18 protein-coding genes and 1 pseudogene are annotated in these 17,681 nt (G+C 62.0%); 15 read left to right on the top strand and 4 right to left on the bottom strand.

Features of this window, described 5'->3' with window-relative positions; translation table 11 throughout:
- The first annotated feature begins 13 nt into the window (after positions 1-13).
- Positions 14-1,267, top strand: a complete 1,254-nt coding sequence (locus AC1DZQ_RS12545; RefSeq protein WP_476963828.1) for an RNA polymerase sigma factor — start codon at positions 14-16, stop codon at positions 1,265-1,267.
- Between the two features lie 22 nt (positions 1,268-1,289).
- Here the strand turns inward: AC1DZQ_RS12545 and AC1DZQ_RS12540 are convergent, their stop codons facing one another.
- Positions 1,290-2,222: a ribonuclease Z gene (locus AC1DZQ_RS12540; RefSeq protein ID WP_476963827.1), complete on the bottom strand. Its 933-nt coding sequence runs from the start codon at positions 2,220-2,222 to the stop codon at positions 1,290-1,292.
- A gap of 120 nt (positions 2,223-2,342) precedes the next feature.
- Between AC1DZQ_RS12540 and AC1DZQ_RS12535 the strand changes: the two genes are divergently transcribed.
- Both AC1DZQ_RS12535 and AC1DZQ_RS12530 read left to right on the top strand, forming a co-directional pair.
- Positions 2,343-3,806 carry a protein adenylyltransferase SelO gene (locus tag AC1DZQ_RS12535; RefSeq protein ID WP_476963826.1) on the top strand — a complete coding sequence of 488 codons (1,464 nt, stop codon included), beginning with the start codon at positions 2,343-2,345 and terminating at the stop codon, positions 3,804-3,806.
- A gap of 117 nt (positions 3,807-3,923) precedes the next feature.
- Positions 3,924-4,247: a hypothetical protein gene (locus AC1DZQ_RS12530; protein ID WP_476963825.1), complete on the top strand. Its 324-nt coding sequence runs from the start codon at positions 3,924-3,926 to the stop codon at positions 4,245-4,247.
- A gap of 32 nt (positions 4,248-4,279) precedes the next feature.
- Here AC1DZQ_RS12530 and AC1DZQ_RS12525 read toward each other — a convergent pair whose 3' ends face one another.
- Positions 4,280-5,797 (bottom strand): PAS domain S-box protein, encoded by a 1,518-nt coding sequence (locus tag AC1DZQ_RS12525; protein WP_476963824.1) that lies wholly within the window; start codon positions 5,795-5,797, stop codon positions 4,280-4,282.
- A 163-nt stretch (positions 5,798-5,960) separates the two neighbouring features.
- On the opposite strand from AC1DZQ_RS12525, the gene AC1DZQ_RS12520 reads away from it, so the two are divergent.
- From AC1DZQ_RS12520 to AC1DZQ_RS12490, 7 genes are read left to right on the top strand one after another with little or no spacing between them, the layout of a single operon-like run.
- Positions 5,961-7,100 (top strand): acyl-CoA dehydrogenase family protein, encoded by a 1,140-nt coding sequence (locus tag AC1DZQ_RS12520; protein WP_476963823.1) that lies wholly within the window; start codon positions 5,961-5,963, stop codon positions 7,098-7,100.
- Positions 7,101-7,123: 23 nt separating this feature from the next.
- Complete coding sequence (locus tag AC1DZQ_RS12515; protein ID WP_476963822.1) at positions 7,124-7,504, top strand: hypothetical protein; 381 nt, start codon at positions 7,124-7,126, stop codon at positions 7,502-7,504.
- Between the two features lie 2 nt (positions 7,505-7,506).
- Positions 7,507-8,043 carry a nuclear transport factor 2 family protein gene (locus tag AC1DZQ_RS12510; RefSeq protein ID WP_476963821.1) on the top strand — a complete coding sequence of 179 codons (537 nt, stop codon included), beginning with the start codon at positions 7,507-7,509 and terminating at the stop codon, positions 8,041-8,043.
- Positions 8,040-9,320: an aromatic ring-hydroxylating oxygenase subunit alpha gene (locus AC1DZQ_RS12505; RefSeq protein ID WP_459384620.1), complete on the top strand. Its 1,281-nt coding sequence runs from the start codon at positions 8,040-8,042 to the stop codon at positions 9,318-9,320. Before AC1DZQ_RS12510 ends, AC1DZQ_RS12505 begins: the two co-directional genes overlap by 4 nt.
- Complete coding sequence (locus tag AC1DZQ_RS12500) at positions 9,310-9,867, top strand: aromatic-ring-hydroxylating dioxygenase subunit beta (RefSeq protein WP_459384621.1); 558 nt, start codon at positions 9,310-9,312, stop codon at positions 9,865-9,867. Before AC1DZQ_RS12505 ends, AC1DZQ_RS12500 begins: the two co-directional genes overlap by 11 nt.
- 11 nt (positions 9,868-9,878) lie before the next feature.
- Positions 9,879-10,619: an SDR family NAD(P)-dependent oxidoreductase gene (locus AC1DZQ_RS12495; protein ID WP_476963820.1), complete on the top strand. Its 741-nt coding sequence runs from the start codon at positions 9,879-9,881 to the stop codon at positions 10,617-10,619.
- A gap of 47 nt (positions 10,620-10,666) precedes the next feature.
- Positions 10,667-11,626, top strand: coding sequence for a PDR/VanB family oxidoreductase (locus AC1DZQ_RS12490; RefSeq protein WP_476963819.1), 960 nt, complete (start codon positions 10,667-10,669; stop codon positions 11,624-11,626).
- A gap of 183 nt (positions 11,627-11,809) precedes the next feature.
- Here the strand turns inward: AC1DZQ_RS12490 and AC1DZQ_RS12485 are convergent, their stop codons facing one another.
- Entirely contained in the window at positions 11,810-12,409 is a 600-nt protein-coding gene (locus tag AC1DZQ_RS12485; protein WP_476963818.1) for a response regulator transcription factor, read from the bottom strand.
- A 241-nt stretch (positions 12,410-12,650) separates the two neighbouring features.
- Here AC1DZQ_RS12485 and hpaC point away from each other — a divergent pair, with 241 nt between their 5' ends.
- The 4 genes and pseudogenes from hpaC to AC1DZQ_RS12465 all read left to right on the top strand — a co-directional run bounded on the left by hpaC (position 12,651) and on the right by AC1DZQ_RS12465 (position 16,020).
- Positions 12,651-13,169, top strand: coding sequence for a 4-hydroxyphenylacetate 3-monooxygenase, reductase component (hpaC, locus tag AC1DZQ_RS12480; protein ID WP_476963817.1), 519 nt, complete (start codon positions 12,651-12,653; stop codon positions 13,167-13,169).
- Positions 13,170-13,192: 23 nt separating this feature from the next.
- Positions 13,193-13,828: pseudogene (locus AC1DZQ_RS12475) on the top strand (amidase family protein); the annotation flags it as partial.
- An 87-nt stretch (positions 13,829-13,915) separates the two neighbouring features.
- Positions 13,916-14,479, top strand: coding sequence for an amidase family protein (locus AC1DZQ_RS12470; RefSeq protein ID WP_476963902.1), 564 nt, complete (start codon positions 13,916-13,918; stop codon positions 14,477-14,479).
- Positions 14,480-14,607: 128 nt separating this feature from the next.
- Entirely contained in the window at positions 14,608-16,020 is a 1,413-nt protein-coding gene (locus AC1DZQ_RS12465; RefSeq protein WP_476963816.1) for an MFS transporter, read from the top strand.
- Positions 16,021-16,079: 59 nt separating this feature from the next.
- On the opposite strand, the gene AC1DZQ_RS12460 is transcribed toward AC1DZQ_RS12465, so the two are convergent.
- Positions 16,080-16,349 (bottom strand): hypothetical protein, encoded by a 270-nt coding sequence (locus AC1DZQ_RS12460; protein ID WP_476868666.1) that lies wholly within the window; start codon positions 16,347-16,349, stop codon positions 16,080-16,082.
- A 205-nt stretch (positions 16,350-16,554) separates the two neighbouring features.
- Here AC1DZQ_RS12460 and AC1DZQ_RS12455 point away from each other — a divergent pair, with 205 nt between their 5' ends.
- A complete protein-coding gene (locus AC1DZQ_RS12455) occupies positions 16,555-17,658 on the top strand; it encodes a mandelate racemase/muconate lactonizing enzyme family protein (RefSeq protein ID WP_476963815.1) in 1,104 nt (367 codons plus the stop codon).
- The last annotated feature ends 23 nt before the right edge of the window (positions 17,659-17,681 follow it).

Below are 17,681 nucleotides of genomic sequence, written 5' to 3'. Positions count from 1 at the left end.
CTTTGACCCACCGGTGAGCAGCAACGAGGCAAGGGCCGCCGTCGAAGCGGTGTGGCGCATTGAGTCCGCCCGCATTGTCGGCGCCCTCGCCCGCTATACCGGCGATTTCCCACTGGCCGAAGACCTGGCACAGGAGGCGGTTGCCGAGGCGCTCGTGTCGTGGTCGGTGAATGGTGTCCCCGCGGAACCGGTGGGTTGGCTCCTGACCACCGGCCGGCGTCGTGCGATCGACACGTTCCGGCGCCGGGCCGCCCGGGACGAAAAGTATGTGCTGCTGGCCCGGGACCTCTCGGAGGAAGAGCCGGGAGCGGAATCCCTGTTCGACCCAGAAGCGATCGACGACGACGTGCTGTCCCTGATGTTCATCTCCTGCCATCCTGTGTTGTCCAAGGAAGCGCGGATCGCGCTGACGCTGCGGGTAGTGGGCGGTATGGGCACGGACGAGATCGCGAAGGCGTTCCTGATTCCGGTGCCCACCATCCAGGCGCGCATCACCCGGGCCAAGAAGACACTGGCCGCCGCCCACGTTCCGTTCGCTGTACCCGAACCGCACGAGGTGCCGGAAAGGCTTGGCTCTGTCCTCCAAGTGGTCTACCTGATCTTCACCGAGGGTTCCTTCGCGTCCGGCGGTGAGACATGGATGCGCACCGAGCTGGCCCGCGAAGCCCGCCGCATGGCCCGGGTGCTCGTGCGACTGGCCCCGGAACCCGAGGTGTTCGGCTTGCTGGGCCTCATGGAACTGACGGCCGCGCGGTTCCCTGCGAGGCTCGATGCGTCCGGCCTGCCAGTCCTCCTGGAGGACCAGGACCGCCGGCTGTGGGATCAGTCGGCGATCCGGCGTGGTCGCGCGGCGTTGGCCACGGCCGTGGCTGCCGGCCGGGGACTCGGCGCCTATGGACTGCAGGCCTCCATCGCCGAATGCCACGCGATGGCCCGCTCGGTCGCGGACACGGACTGGCAGCGGATCGTCATCCTCTACGAGGCACTGGGGCGATTGTCGCCGTCGCCGATCATCGAACTGAACCGAGCGGTAGCGGTGGCCATGGCATCAGGTCCGGCGGCCGGGCTGGAGCTCGTCGACGCGATCGCGAGCAGCGGCGAATTGGCCGGCTCGCACCTGCTGCCGGCGGTCAGGGGCGAGATGCTCAGCAGGCTTGGCCGACGCCGGGAAGCGCAGTCCGTGCTGCAACAGGCAGTCGCCCTGTGCACGAATACGGCCGAACGCGCAGCGCTGGAACGCAAGATCGACGAGCTGGCCGGCCAATAGGGCAGGGGTATCGCTGACGTCGTTAGAACTCACGACGTCGGGGAAAGGCGAAGCGGTCAAGGTCGTTCGCGGCAACCACCCTGGCTTCACCGGCGCGGGCCCGGGCCTGCTCGGCGAGAGGGGCAACGTCCCCGTAGCGTGAAGAAAAGTGGGTGAGGACGAGAGTCCCCGCGCCCGCCGATGCGGCCAGCTGGCCCGCCTGCCCCGCTGTGAGATGGCGGAACTGCGAGGCGAGCCCGGCGTCGTCGTCGCTGAATGTGCACTCGGTGACGAGCAGGTCGGCGCCCTCCGCCAGTTCCTCTGCGCCCTGGCAGGGCGCGGTATCCATGACGAAGGCGAAGCGTTGACCGGGCCGCAGCTCGCTTACCTCCGCCAGGCTCACGCCGCCCAGGCTTCCGTGGCGCAGGAGGCGGCCGACGTCGGATCCCGCAATCCCGACTGCCGCGAGCCGGTCAGGAAGGAGCGTACGCGCGTCGGGTTCCACAAACCGATAGCCGTAAGCCTCGATGCGGTGATCCAGTGCCCGGACCTCCAGGCCCGGGGCGATCGGCTCGGCAGCCCTGTGGCCGGGGCCCGAGTGTTCGCTGCCGCCGTAGGCAAAGCCCCCATGTGGATGCAGCCGGAGATCTATGCCCKGGGACGCGACGGACACGAGAGCTCGGACGGTGTCCTCGCCACTGGCTGGATAGTGCAGGTGGACGGGATGGTCGACCTTATCCAGGGCCATCCGGGAAAGGACGCCGGGCAGGCCGTAGCAGTGGTCGCCGTGCACGTGCGTGATGCAGATGCGTGTGATCTGGGAGACGGTGACTCCAGCGAGGATCATCTGGCGCTGCGTGCCCTCCCCGGGATCGAAGAGAAAGTCCTCGCCATCCCAGCGCAGCAGGTACCCGTTGTGGTTGCGGGTGCGGGTCGGGACTTGCGAGGCGGTGCCGAGGACGACGAACTCACGCATGAAGTCCAGTGTGCCACTCGCTGGTGATGACGGGATGGGACTCAGGCTCCTGTCAGGAATCCGGGGCGAGCGGAGCTGGCCGGGCGACACTGCTGACGGTGTCGCCCTTATCCTTGAAATATGAGTGACATCGCGCATTCAACCGTCACGTTTGATGGCCGCTTCGCCCGGGAGTTCAAGGAGATGGCCATTCCTTGGCGCGCGGAGGAGGCTCCCGACCCGCACCTTCTGGTGCTCAACGAGCACCTCGCTACCGAGCTAGGTCTCGATCCGGCCTTTCTCCGGAGCCCGGAGGGTCTGCTTCTGCTGATCGGCAACGCCATCCCCGCGGAGGCCAGTCCGGTGGCGCAGGCCTACGCCGGCCACCAGTTTGGCTGGTACGCACCCCGTCTCGGCGACGGGCGCGCACTCCTGCTCGGCGAGATCGGGCACGCGGACGGGCAGCTCCGCGACATCCACCTCAAGGGATCAGGACGCACGCCGTTTGCGCGAAACGGCGACGGCCAGGCAGTGGTCGGTCCTATGCTGCGCGAATACATCGTGAGCGAGTCCATGCACGCGCTGAACATCCCCACCACACGATCCCTCGCCGTCGTCGCGACGGGACGTTCGGTGCAGCGCGAAACGCTCCTGCCCGGCGCCGTTCTGACCCGGGTTGCCAGCAGCCACCTGCGCGTGGGCAGCTTCCAGTACGCCCGGTCCACTGGCGACGTCGGCCTGCTTCGCCGCCTCGCCGACTACGCAATAGCCCGTCACCACCCCGCCGCCGCGGAGGCCGGGAACCCCTATCTCGCGCTCTTCCAAGCGGTCATCTCCGCCCAGGCTTCACTGGTGGCCCAGTGGATGCTCGCAGGGTTCGTTCACGGGGTCATGAACACCGACAACATGACAATCTCGGGCGAAACGATCGACTACGGGCCGTGTGCCTTCATGGAAGGCTTCGACCCGGCCGCCGTCTACAGTTCGATCGACGAGACCGGACGCTACGCCTACCGCAATCAGCCGGTGGTGGCGGAGTGGAACCTTGCCCGGCTTGCGGAGTCTCTCCTGCCTCTTCTCCACGAAGACCAGGAGCAGGCGGTGGATCTCGCGGTGGGAGCACTCAGCGGGTTCCGCCGGCAGTACAGTGAAGCCTGGTCGGCAGGCATGAAGGCCAAGCTGGGGTTCCATGAAGGGCTCGACGATGACGTGACCTCGCCCCTGGTGGACGAACTTGTGGCTTTGATGCAGGAGTCACGGGCGGACTACACGTCGTTCTTCCGGCACCTCGGCAAAGCCGCCCGCGGCCAGGTTGAACCGGCGCGGGGCCAGGTTCTGGACCCGGCAGGGTTCGATGCCTGGGTAGGGCGCTGGCGCGCCCTGGCGCCGGATGCCTGCGCCATGGACCGGGTCAACCCCGTCTACATCCCGCGGAACCACCTGGTGGAGGAGGCCCTGGCTGCCGCTACGGGCGGAAACCTGGGCCCGCTGGAACGGTTGTTGGACGCCGTAGCCCAACCCTTCGACGAGCGGCCGGGTCTCGAGCACTACGCCGCTGCCGCCCCGGAAGGCTTCGGCCCCTACCGGACCTTCTGCGGAACCTGAGCCGCTGCGGCAGGTTGGGGCACGACGGAGGGAGATAGTTGGTCCGCACCGCCCCATCAGCTGGTCCGCAGCCATAATCTACGACAAAACGCTTTCATCCAACGCCGGGAGCTCATCATGGATACCGAATTCGCTGATGTCATCGATCATGACGTCACCACCATCACCTGCGTATGCGGCAATACCGTCAGCAACGAGGGATTGATTCAGGCCAACTCACAAGGCATCCCGGTTCACATCGGCGCAAGCACTCCCGTGCCCGCGGGGCTGGCTACGTGGCCGGAGGACCAGGATCTCTACACCCTGTGTTCCTCATGCGGCCGCGTTTACCACGACGTGGTCATCGAAGAGACGGGGACCGCGCCCGTTGCTTTCCGCGTCGATGTCACTGCTGGACCGATTGCAGAAGCAATCCGTGTCCACTGGGACCTCAGCACCTAGCCGCCGGCTGGTGCCTTGCTGGATCGGTGTCCTTATTCATTGGCCAATGGAAGCTCAAAAGTAAACGAGGCACCCTTGGACTCATTCTCTTCCGCCCAAAGCCTGCCGTGCTGGCGTGTGATGATCCGGTGGCTAAGGGCCAGGCCTATGCCACTGCCCGTGGATTTAGAGGTGAACACGCCATCGAAAATTCTCCCGTCCGGGATATGCGCGATGCCCTTACCGCGGTCCGCGACGCGGAATACACCTGATTCCGCGGTGGCGTACGTGGTTATGGTGACATGGCGCTCGCGCCGTGGCCATGTGGACATCTCGTCAATGGCGTTATGACACAAATTCAGGATCACCTGCCCGGTTAATATCTTTTCGCAGCGAATCCAGATGGGTGTATCGCTCTTGACAACCTGAATTTCCGTTTCGTGCTGCTGGCCACGGAGCTGAATGAAATACAGGCAGTCATCGACGATTTCATTCAGGTCGACGATCTGTTCGGATTGTTCAAGTTGGACAACGAAGGCGCGAAGGCTGGAGACGATCTGGTTGGCGCGGTCTATTTGCTTTCTGGCGTTTTCCAGACCGTACTCCAGGTCTTGAACAGCAGTGTCTGGATTGTGCAGCCGTCGGGAAACGCCGTCGACGAAGTTGGTGGCGGCGGCCAGGGGCTGCCCCAACTCGTGGGCGATCGCCATGGCCATGTCTCCCATTGCGTTGTAGCGCCCAAGATAGTTGAGGTGTTCGAGGTCCCGACGGTGTTGTTCCTCGGCCGCGACCTGGTCGGTGATGTCGTGGAGGAGCACAAGCGTCCCTTTGAGATCATGTTCCAGCTCGAGATGCTGGCAACTGGCTCCCACCCACACCTTGGTTTTGTCGGGGCGGGACAGTTCCAGCCGAACGCTCGTAGCAGATCCGTCCGGCTGGGGAGTGCCAAGGGCCTTTTCAAGTGCCTGCTTTGATCCGGCGGAACAGAGCTCCAGAAACCTGGTTCCTACCAGTTCGGCTGTGCTGAGGCCGAGCTGATCCGAAGCGGCCGAACTGGCATAACTGACGACCGATTCCGTGTCCATGACGAGGATCCCCTCCGCCATGTGACTCAGGAAAGCCTGCAGCCGCCCCTCAGTGCGTTGCAGGTCGGACTTGAGTGACTCCTCTTTTTCGATATCCCGGAACTGCACCATAACTGTGGGGTGGTCTGCGAGGTCGACCCTGACCGCAATGGCCTCGGTGAGAAAATCACGCCCGCTCTTAGAGCGGTACATCCATTCCGTTCGGCTAGTGCCGTGGTCGGCGGCATCTTGAAGCCATTGGACCCCCGCTGACCGCTGGAAGCGCGGGTCGGCGCTGCTCATGTCTGGCGCCTTCAGCGGTTTCAACTCGGACAACGTGAAGCCGAGCATGTCGCACGCCGCCTGGTTGGCCCACAGGATGTCCTTCGTGCCGGCGTCGTGAATGAGGATGCAATGAGTGAGGGACTGCATGAGTCGGGCGAAATCCGAGGGACTCGGGAACTGCTGTTCGCGTTCATCGCCGGGCATCGGTAGGGAAGTAGACACACCAGATCCTACTGCGCACAGAATCCGGTCCGACATAGGTGAATTCTTTAGGCCGGGCAAGTTTTATCACTTACCTAGGGAGTGAATCACCAATTGTTGCGTTACTAACCGGCCCATAGCTTTGGAACAGACAACGACGACGACCAACCCGTGGGAGCTCAACATGACGAATGTTCTGGATGCCGCATCACCGATCACTCTGGATGAGGTGCTGCTTACAGTCGAGCGCCGTCGCGAAGAGTTCAGTGCGCAAAAATCCGTACCGATGGATGTTATTGAGGCGTTCAAGAAGGCCGGCGTGTACCGCGCCGCGACCCCGCGGCGCTTCGGCGGAGATGCTTTGTCGCCGTCGGAATTCCTGCGCATCGTAGAACGCATCTCACAGGTTGACGCCTCAGCGGGTTGGGTGGCGAGTTTCGGTTCAGCCGTCTACCTCGCAGCCTTGCCGCTGGAAACCCAAGCCGATCTCTACAGTGGTGGCCCCGATGTCGTGTTTGCCGGCGGCCTCTTCCCCGTGCAGAAGGTTGAGCGCGTTGACGGAGGCTGGAATGTTTCGGGGGAGTGGAAGTTCTCCAGCGGATGCCGCGGGGCTGACCTCATTGGTGTGGGACTCGCCGGCGGCGAGGGGACCCAAGGCAAGCCACTCACGGCGCTGTTGCGGCCGGAACAGGTTGAGATCGTAGAGAACTGGGACGTGGTCGGCTTGCAGGGCACTGGCAGCAACGATCTGCGGGTGCATGGTCAGTTTGTTCCCGATGAGTGGACCTTCATCCGCGGCGGGGAGCCCACGGTCGACGAACCCCTGTACCGCTATCCCTCTATCGCGTACGCCGCCCAGGTGCTCGCCGCAGTGAACCTCGGCACAGGACGCGCCGCCCTGGATTACGCCATTCGTACCGGCAGTGGACGCGCGGGGATCACCGGCGCGCCCAAACTCGCCGACCGCGCCTACTACCGGATTGAAATAGCCAAGGCGGAAGCTGCGCTGCGCTCTGCCAGGGCGTTTTTCTACGAGATTTCCGACGAGGTCTACGCCACGGTCGAGTCAGGCGACAGTCCGACAGACAAGCAGAAGGCGCTCCTGCGCCTGGCGTCGACTCATGTCGCCAAGGTCGGCGCCGCCGCCGTGCAGGCCGCGTACACGCTCTCCGGGACTGCCGCCATTTACGACGCCAACCCCATGCAGCGCTACCTCAGGGACGCCTCCGTCGTGACCCAGCACGCCTTCCTGGGCGACGGCATCTACGACGGGGCCGGCGCCGTCCTCATGGATATTCCGCCGTCCATCCCGGCCTTCATCTGAACCTGCAGCAACAAGGAGAGAACGTGACTACAAACCCATCAGATCCACTGCGCGTACTGTTCTGCATCGGCATCAACCAGAACTTTTTCGATCTGCCCAAGAGCGGCATCGGTGCCGTCTGGACCGCCTTTTCGGGCATGATGTCCGAAATGGGCCGAATGGACGGCGTCAATGTCATCGGCAACATGGATGACGACTCGCACATGGTCGGTCCCTCCGATGGTTGGCCCTGGACCTGCTACATCCTGGCCGATGTCGACAGCCAGGAAACGGTCAAGGCAGCGTGCAATCTGTTCCGGACCACCATGGTGGGAGAGCACCCTTTGTGGCACTACGCCAAGATCGAGGCGAGGATCGGGCGCGCCCTGATCATCCGGGACGACGTCCCAGCGGCTGCGGGCTGACCATGGCACCTATCTCGACGTCGGAGCTGGCACTGCGCCTCACAGCTCTCGAAGCCACCGGGGCAGTCCGCCGCACAATGAGCCGCTACATGGACCTCTGCGATGTCCCTCGGGCCGCCTTTGCACCGGAGGCCCTGGCATCACTTTTTTCCGATAACGCCATTTGGGAGGGAACCGGTCCGGAGTACAGCGGCAAGTTCGGCCGGATCGAAGGCAAGGAAGCCATCCTTGCCATGTTGTGCTCATACCTCCCCCCATCACCGCACTTTCGGCGGAACATCCACCTTCTCGGCGAAGGCCACATCACTGTCGTCGGAGACACGGCTGCCGGGAGTTGGATCATGCAACAGCTGTCCGAGTACCAGGACGGCGACCAGGACCTGATACTAGCCCGGCTAATTGTCGACTTTGACATACGGGAAGGCAACGCCGCCATCAGCCATTTCCGGACAGAACAACTGTTCTCCCGCACGCCGTCCAGCGCCCACATCACTGAACCAGCAACACCCGACCTGCAAAACCTTAAGGAGTACCGATGACCGCCCCAACTTCAGACCGGGCCAGCGATTTCGCATCACTGGCAGCCGAGGACCGCGTCGCGGCCAGGCTCTACACCGACCCCGAGATTTTTGACTGGGAGATGGAGAAGATCTTCTACAGCACCTGGGTGTGGGTTGCCCACGAGAGCGAGATTCCCGACGCCGGGAGCTTCAAGATGTCACACATCGGCCTCCAGCCGGTCATCGTCAACCGCGACCGGAAGGGAAACTTCAATGTCCTTTTGAACCGGTGCCGGCACCGGGGAGCGAGCGTCTGCGAAGTACCCAAAGGCAAAGCCAACGGCTTCACCTGCCCCTACCATTCCTGGTCCTACTCCCTCGAAGGGAACCTGCGCGGCATCCCGTATCCCGACGGCTACGAGGGCGTTGCCGAGAAGCGTGACCTGCCCCTGCAGCGGCTTCGCGTCGAAAGCTACAACGGCCTCATCTTCGCCACCTTCAAGACGGACATCGAGCCGCTGGCGGACTTTCTTGGGGATGCCAAGCTTTGGATCGATCGCTTCATGAAGCAGGGGGCCGGCTTCCCGGTCAAGGTCCAGGGCGAGCACAAGTTCCGCTTTGACGGAAACTGGAAAATCCAGCTGGAAAACACCACCGACGGTTACCACTTCCCGATCGTGCACCGCTCCTGGATGGCCTCGGTGGACGCCGAAACAGCAGACATGCTGTCCTTCATGACGGACGAGGAAGCTGTGACCCACGCACTCGGCAATGGACACAGCGTTGCCATCATGGTCCCCGAGCACGTGGATCTGGAAGATGACGACGGCACGGAAGAACTCCAGGAGAGGTTCCGTCCCATCATCGACGAACTCTCCGAAACGATGCCACCAGAGCAGGTGCGCCGCATCGTCCGATCAATGCACGGCGCGGGATACAACCTGAATCTGTTCCCGAACCTGTCACTGTCAATGTCCTTCTTCCGCGTTCTGCGGCCGATCTCCGTGAACGAAACCGAAATCCAGCACATGGCGCTGGGCCTCGACGGCGGACCGGAGAGTGTCAACCGGGAACGTCTGCGCATCCACGAACACTTCCAAGGACCCTTCGGGTTCGGCACTTCCGATGATTCGGAAGCATGGGACCGGGTCCAGCGCGGAGCTGTAGCCAACCCCGAGATGCCCATCTTGGTCAACCGCGGCCTTGGCCGGGAGGTGGCCGCCGATGAGGGGTGGAAAACATCGCATGTCACGGACGAAACCGGCATGCGCGAGTCATACGCAATGTGGAAAAGGATGATGAACGATGACCGCTGAGACCATCGAAGAGGGTACCGGTATTGATAACCGCCCCGCACAGGAACCTTACGACCTAGGCCTGGGCAAGCTTGCCGATCCCCTGGTGGGGCGCGCCATCGAGCTGATCTGGCACGAAGCCCGGCTCCTCGATGACAAGGCATACGAGGCCTGGCAGACGCTCTACACGGAAGACGCGAAGTACGTCATCCCTGTCGATCCGGACACGGATGACTTCGAATCATCACTAAACATGGTCTACGACGATGCCAGGATGAGGCACATGCGCATCACGCGCCTGGTTCAGGGATACTCCATGTCGGCGGTGGCAGCGGCCCGCACCACCCGGACCATTTCACGGTTTACCGTGGAGGAGCAGACAGCGGAAACTGTGACGCTGCGATCCGCGCAGGTCCTGGTGGGCTTCAAACGTGAAAAATTCCAGGTACTTGGCGCCGATCTCACCCACCGCATCCGGTTCAACGGTGACGACGCCCGGATCGAGCTCAAGCTCATTCGCCTTGTCAACGCCGACGCCGCCGTGAACGCCTCCGGCTTCCTGCTCTAAGGACTTCGACCATGAATAAAGTCGCACTCGTCACCGGCGCAGCCCGCGGGCTAGGTGAAGTCATCGCCCGCAAACTCCATAAGGAAGGATTCCGTGTCGCCATCACAGGCACCACGGCAGACTCCGTCAAGCCCCTTGCCGAAGCCCTTGACCCATCCGGGGAGACTGTCTGGGCAGGCGCACTCGATATCCGCAGCAAGGCAGATTTCGAAGCTGTCCGTGATGCGCTCGGTGAAAAATGGGGCGGCACTGACGTCCTGGTCAATAACGCCGGACGTTCCAAGGTGGCACCGGTTCTGGAAATCACTCCGGAAGAATTTACCGAAAATGTGGACATCAACCTCAGGGGGACTTTCCTGGGCTGCCAGGTATTTGGTCCACATTTCAGGGAACGCGGCTACGGCCGCATCATCAACATCCACTCCCTCGCAGGACACAACGGCGGGACTGCCACCGGCGCCCACTACGCCGCATCGAAAGGTGGCGTGTCCACGCTCACCAAGGTCTTCGCCCGGGAGTTTGCATCCTCCGGTGTGACCGTCAATGCCGTTTCGCCCGGACCACTGGATCTTCCCGTCGTCTACGAAACCGTTGATCCGCAAAAACTCGACATCATAAAGGCAACCATTCCGGTTGGCCGGTTGGGGGATGCCGAGTTTATCGCGGACACGGTGGCGCTACTCGCCTCCCAGGGTGCGTCATCGGTCACCGGGGCCTGCTGGGACATCAACGGCGGACTCTACATGCGCTAGCCCCCGGCCAGCACATCACCAACAGAAAAGGAAAGGAGCGTTGCCCCATGGGTATGTTCAAAGTACGCGTAGCCGAAGTGCTGGAGGAAACCAGCAACATCAAGTCCTTCCGCCTCAAGCGTGCGGATGGGGCACCGTTCGGTCCCTACCCGGCCGGCGCCCACATCGACATCGTCGGCCCGACAGCCGTAATGCGCCAGTACTCGCTTTGCAGCCCGCCCGATGAACCCGACGACTATGTTGTCGCGGTCAAGCTCGAGGCGGCATCACGAGGCGGCTCGGCCGCGCTGCACGATCAGGTGGAAGTAGGCCAGGAGCTGGAAATCAGCACGCCTCGAAACCTGCTGTCGGTCGCGCGAGGGGCGGACCAGCACGTCCTGGTGGCGGCGGGAATCGGGGTGACGCCGATGATCAGCATCGCCTATCACCTTCACAGGATCAACGAAGAGTTTGAGCTGCACTACTTCGCCCGTTCTCGGGAGGAGGCGGCATTCTGCGACCTGCTCATGGACCGAAGCGGCTTCGGTGATCGGGTCTTCTTTCACTTCGGCCTTTCCCGAGACCAGCAACAAGCAGTCCTCGGCAGCGTTCTGGCGCCACTCACCAGCTCGTCTCATGTGTACACCTGTGGACCGCAGGGCTTTATGGAGCGGGTGCAAGAAACTGCCTCCGCCGTCATTGCCGAGGACAACATCCACATCGAGCATTTCCAGGCCGGCGAGGCAACCGACACAGACAAGGACACCGCGTTTGAAGTCGAACTGGACGATGAAGTCTACGAAGTGCCCGTCGGAAAATCCATCGTTCAGGTCCTTGCCGACAATGGCATCGAAGTAGACACGTCATGCAAAGAAGGCATCTGCGGCACGTGCATCATGGGCGTATTGGGCGGCCAGCCCGACCACCGGGACCAGTGCATGTCAAACAGCGAAAAGAAGGCCAACGACCAGATCGCCGCATGTGTCTCCCGAGCCAGATCTCCCCGGCTGACGTTGGAGCTCTTCTGACTGACGGCCCCTAGGACCGTCCCGCCACAGCGTTCCGTCCCGCCAGCGTTCTACGGCGTGTTGTTCCTGGGAGCTGACCTGCGGCCATCAGCGCCTGTCCAGCCTGCACCACAGTGAAGTCTTCCCCGCCGCGGCGGGGAAGACTTCACTGCTTTATCGGCTCCGCCCGGTCATCCGGGATCTTCAAAGAACTGACACGTGATGTTGAAGGATGTCGCGGACGAGCGTGGCAATGCTGTCGGCGCCGGTCTTCGCCTTGATCCTGGTCCGGTGAACGTCAATAGTCTTGACGCTGGTTCCCAGCTTCCGCGCGATGTTCTGACTTGGCAGCCCGTCAATAACGAGGGTGAGGATCTGCCGTTCGCGCGGGGTCAGACCCGCAATGCGTTCCTCAATTTCCCGACGGCTTTGGTCTGATGCAAAGCGCTGACGGGCCAGCTCGAGTGTCTCTTGGACAACGTCCAGCATGTGCTTGGGATCGTACGGCTTCTCGAGGAAGTTCACTGCGCCCTGTTGGAGGGCTTTGACGGACATCCGGATGTCGCCGTGTGCCGAAACAAAAATTATGGGCAGCGGGGAGGAGATGCTGTTGAGCGTCTCCTGCAGCTGGAATCCTCCAGTCCTGGGCATCCGCACGTCCAAGACAAGGCAGGCGGGGACGGCAGGATCATAGTTGGCCAGGAATGACGCGACATCGTTGTAGATGCGGGAACGGATGTTGACCGATTCCAGAAGCCATGACAACGAATCGCATAGCTCCTGATCATCGTCGACGATGTACACGAGTGCTTCCGGGGAATCCATGGTGGCGACCTTGCCGAGCAGTGAAATGGGCTTAATTGACGCTATCGACGGTCGGCCGGCCCAGTCAATACTCTCGCCGTAAGGATGTTACTTACCCGGCTAAAGCGATAACTGCCAACCAGTGGGGCAAATTGCCATACTTATTAACTCCAAATCCTCCTAAATTCTCATTACGCACTAATTGAAGGCCCGATGAGGGCCCCGTCGTTTGGAGGAATAAATGCCTGAACTAAGTCAGATCCAGAAGGACTTCCGGTCTGCCATGGCGCACTTGCCGGCGGCGGTGAATGTCATCACCACTGACGGACCATACGGTCGGGTTGGCATCACAGTCAGTGCAGTGTGCTCGGTAACCGATTCCCCTCCCACGGTCCTGGTCTGCGTGAATCAGAGCAGCGCAGCGCATGACATTTTCAACAGTAACGGTGAAATCTGCATCAACGTCCTCAGCGGCGAACATGAGGAATTGGCCCGCCACTTTTCCGGAGCCACTAAGGTGCCCATGGAGGAACGTTTTGGCTGGGATATCTGGGAGGAAAACTCAGGATCCGTGCCGGTGCTCCGGGATGCATTGGTCAAAATCGTCGGACGCATTAGCGATCGCTCCGTGCAAGGATCCCATTCGGTAATTTTCGTCCAGGTCGAACGTATTGAAGTCCAGGGGGAGCGTGACAGCCTCGTGTACTTCAAGAGGCAGTTTCATCGCCTTTCCGTGACCCCTGAGCTGGTGACTGTGTGACATCCCCGGACGGGCTCTTGGAGATGGTTTCGGACCTCAGGGCCGGTCGGACCAAGCCGAGCAGGGTCCTCGCCGATGCCCTCCAGCGGGTGGGGGCAAAGGAACCAGCGGTGCACGCCTGGGTGAGAGTCGACGTCGACGGGTCCGCCGCGCAGGCGAAGGCGCTGGAAACCGCGGGTCGACAAGGACCCCTTTGGGGGATTCCGGTTGCGGTCAAGGATCTGATCGACGTCGAGGGTCTTCCTACCGGCTGCGGTAGCCCGCTGCGCGGCCACGAGCCAGCAACTGCGGACGCGGATTGTGTGCGCTTGCTGAGGGAAGCCGGAGCTATCATCGTGGGCAAAACGGTGACAACCGAATTCGGATATTTCGCCCCGGGACCGACGCGCAACCCGGTGAATCCTGCCCATACGCCTGGGGGTTCCTCAAGTGGTTCCGCGGCCGCAGTGGCCGCCGGCATGGTGCCTCTGGCGTTGGGGACGCAAACCGCGGGTTCGCTTACCCGGCCGGCCTCCTACTGCGGCGTGGCTGGCTTTGTGGCCGCGAAGGACCAATTCTCAACTGCCGGGATAACCGGCCTTAGCCATTCGCTTGACTCGCTGGGACTGATCTCCAGGACCGTTAGGGACGTGCGGTACGCATGGGAATCCCTCAGCCGATTCGAAACAGTCGAACAGGATCAGCCCATAGGTCCGGTTGAACTTCTGCTCTGGGGCGGAAGCGGACTTGGCGAACTTTCCAAGGAAATGTCCGAGGCGCTAATCGCCGCCGAATCGACCCTCAGCACGCAACTCGGGTTCCACTTCTCCGTGTGGTCCGAGCATGGAATGGTCCGGGACCTCGCCGAGCAACACGCCACCGTCATGGCCAGCGAAGCGTCCGCAGCACGCACCGAAGAGTTGGCACACCACCATGAATTGAGTGTGCCCTTCGCCGAACTTCTCGCCGCCGGCCGAGCCTTGCCCCACCACGAATACATCGCCGCACGCGGGCTCATTGCGGCGTCCCGGCGGCAGGTTCTCGCCCTGCTTGAGCGCTTTGACGCGGTTCTGGGACCCGCGGCGCTGGGCGCTGCACCGCCAGGGTTGGAGGCAACCGGCAGCCCAATCCTCAGCCGCCCCTGGCAGGCGCTTGGCCTACCTGTACTGACCATTCCAGGCCTTACCTCCGCCGATGGCATGCCCCTGGGGCTGCAACTTATCGGGGCTCCCGGACGGGAACCCCGACTGTTTGACATCGGGCAACGCATCGAAGAAGCCTTGCGGCCGGCAGATGGCAAGCAAAGTGCGAGGCTGCCTCTTCAACGTTGACCGGCCGTGCCCCCGGGGCCGCGGAGGCCTTCTGCGGAATTACTGTCCTAATTTCCCCGCACCCCAATTTCCCCGCATCCCAATTAGAGGTAAATATGGCGTCCGCCGCTCCAGCCAAAACAGGCTCTATGACTCATGCATTACAAATAGGCAAAATGAACAGGCGAGCATGGATCATTACGGGCCTGCTTGTCCTCTTCCAGATAATCGCTTTCGCTGACAAGGCCGTACTGGGCCTGGTAGCCCATCAGGCTATCCCCGAACTCGGCATCAGCAACGTTCAGTTCGGCTTCATTGGAAGCGCCTTCTTCTTTCTATACGCTGTTGCTTCGGTAGTAATCGGCGTCTGGGCAGGCAGGGCACCTATTAAGTGGATCTTGCTCGCCCTCGGACTGAGCTGGGCCATTCTGCAGTTCCCCATGCTCTTTGGCGGTGGCGCCGCAGTGCTCCTGGTTACCAGAATCATCCTGGGCGGGGCCGAGGGACCCGCGACGGCGATGTCCTTGTCGTCGGCCCCCTCATGGTTTAGGCCGTCCGACAGGTCGCTTCCAAGCAACCTCATCGCGATCGGTTCCACCCTCGGACCCGTTATCGCTGCTCCGGCCCTGGCTCTGATCATCGCAAACTTCGGTTGGCGGTGGGCTTTTGGAGCACTCGGCCTCGTCGGGCTCCTCTGGACCGCCGTCTGGTTGTTTGTTGGGTCAGATGGTCCCTACGGTGCGAAGTTCGGGAAGAAGGGCGCGGGCGTTGAAACAGGCGACTCGTTTGACGACGTAGCCGTCTCTGACGCAGCAGCCGTCGATTCCGACTCGGGCAACGCCTCTGCCGTTGACAGGCAGCAACCCGTGCCATGGCGTTCCATACTGCTCAGCCGGTCTTTCCTCGTCGCCGTCTTTGCGGGCTTCACGAACTTCTGGACGCAAGGGTTCCTGACAACGTGGTCGCCGAAGTATCTTGCCGGAGTCGGCAACCTCTCACCCGAGATGGTTGCCCTCTTTTTCACTTTCCCCTGGCTCTTCGGCGCCGCTGTTCTGCTCGTCCTCGGAATTCTGGGCCGCTGGCTGATGCGTCGCGGTCATAGCGTCCACCGGGCCATCGGCATTCCATTTGGGGCATCGCTGACGGTCGCCGGTCTGTGCTTTCTCCTCCTACCGGCGACGTCCGGCGCTACATCTGTTGTTCTCCTGACTGTGGCAGCCGGCTGCAGCGTCATCTATCCCATGGCCCCGAGTGCCATGGCCTACGCCGTCGGCCCGCGCCAGAGGCCTGTGCTCATGGCGACGCTGGGCGGTATCGCGTCCATAGGCGCCATCATCTCCCCAACAGCCGTTGGCCTGTTCATGGACGCCGCCGGATACCGGACGCCGGAGCCTGGCAAGAAAGACACCATCGACATGATCGCCCATATGACAGACGGAGTGCACCAGTCGTTCGGTGTGGCCGGAACGCTGCTTGTCCTTGCTGGAGTGCTGTCAATGGCTTTCCTGAACCCCGACAGGACGGGCCGCCGGTTGCAGGGAAAGCTCGCGCGACTCGGCTAGAAGCGAACGAAAAGAAGGGCTCTGTTGGTTTCCCAACAGAGCCCTTCTTTCATTGTCGGTCAGCGCCACGCGGCGTCAGCGGTCCAGTACTCGGAGCCATTGGCGCTTACTCCGTGTTTCCACTCCGAAGTTCGGCGCAGCTGGGGTTCCACCCTGGCAGTTACCGCATCTGCAGCGGCAGGGCCGTCCTCGTCCACCTGCCAGTGGACCCAGTTCACTTCAAGACCGGCGTCGTCGTGCACGAACAAATCAACATGGTGCCACCCATATCCGAACGTGTCCGTGTAGCAAGTCAGGAACATCCGGTCGTGGTTCTTGGGATGCGGCATACAGGTACTCCTTTGCATCGTCTTTCCGACACCGTACGACGCAAAGTCCCTGCGCCAATAGGGGATAAACCCTTACTCGACGTGGTGATACTTCGTCTGTCGCCTTTCCGAGTAGGAGGAAAGAATTCTTCACATGGGAGGGACGACTTCCCTTGCCCGGACCCGACGTCGGCAAATGTGCCGCCATGACCCAGAGGAAGATGCCGTGAAGATTGAGCGCATCGAGACGATTCCTTACTCGATCCCGTACACGAAGCCGCTGGCGTTCGCGAGCGGCGAGGTCACGGACGCCGAACATGTGCTGGTCCGTATCCACACTGATGAGGGTCTGACCGGGGTAGCGGATATCCCACCCCGGCCCTACACCTATGGGGAAACGCAAGACTCGGTGCTGGCGATCATCAACAAAGTATTCGCTCCCGCCATCGTGGGCCTGGACCCGCTGGAACGCGGCAAGATTCACCGGATCCTCGCCAGGACCGTCCATAACCAAACCGCCAAGGGCGGCCTGGACATTGCAGTCTGGGACATCATCGGCAAGGCCGCAAGCATGCCCGTTTCGGCGCTTCTTGGCGGCTACGCCACGGAGATGAATGTGAGCCACATGCTCGGGTTCAAGCCGGCGCCCGAACTTCTGGACGAAGCACTTCGGGTCCGCAGTGAATACGGGATCACCACCTTCAAACTGAAAGTCGGCCGCAAGCCACTCATCCTGGATATTGAGGCTTGCCACACACTCCGAGATGGTTTGGGGCCTGACATTGACCTCTACCTTGACGCCAACCGTGGTTGGACCGCCAATGAGGCTTTCGAGGTCTTGCGGCGCACCGAAACCGTTGGGCTCTCCCTCCTGGAAGAACCCTGCGACGCAAAAGAAGCGCTGAGCCGGCGCCGGTTGGTCGACAAATCACCCATTCCCATAGTCGGTGATGAAAGCGTCCCCACAGCCGGTGACGTTTCACGAGAGTTGCTCTCGGGCGGATGCAACGCCGTGAGCATCAAGACCGCCCGCAGCGGATTCACTGAGGCACAGCAAATCCTGGGACTGTGCACGGGTCTTGGCGTTGACGTCGTGATGGGGAACCAAATCGACACGCAGATCGGCACCTTGGCCACCGTCGCTTTCGGGGCCGCCCACGAAGCGACTTCGCGTCGCGCTGGCGAGCTGTCGAACTACCTCGACATGTCTGATGACCTTCTTGCGGACCCCATCGTGATCCGCGACGGAAAAATTCCGGTCCCCCAGGTCCCCGGTCTGGGCGCCGAAATCGCCGACGAAAAACTCGAACGCTACCGACAGGACAAGTAGCGCCCGCTATTCCCACAAACGGA

It is taken from the genome of Arthrobacter sp. P1_C12_2, from assembly GCF_056406415.1.
Note: the sequence above shows the minus strand (reverse complement) of the source record. Positions and strands in the feature narration are given on the sequence as shown.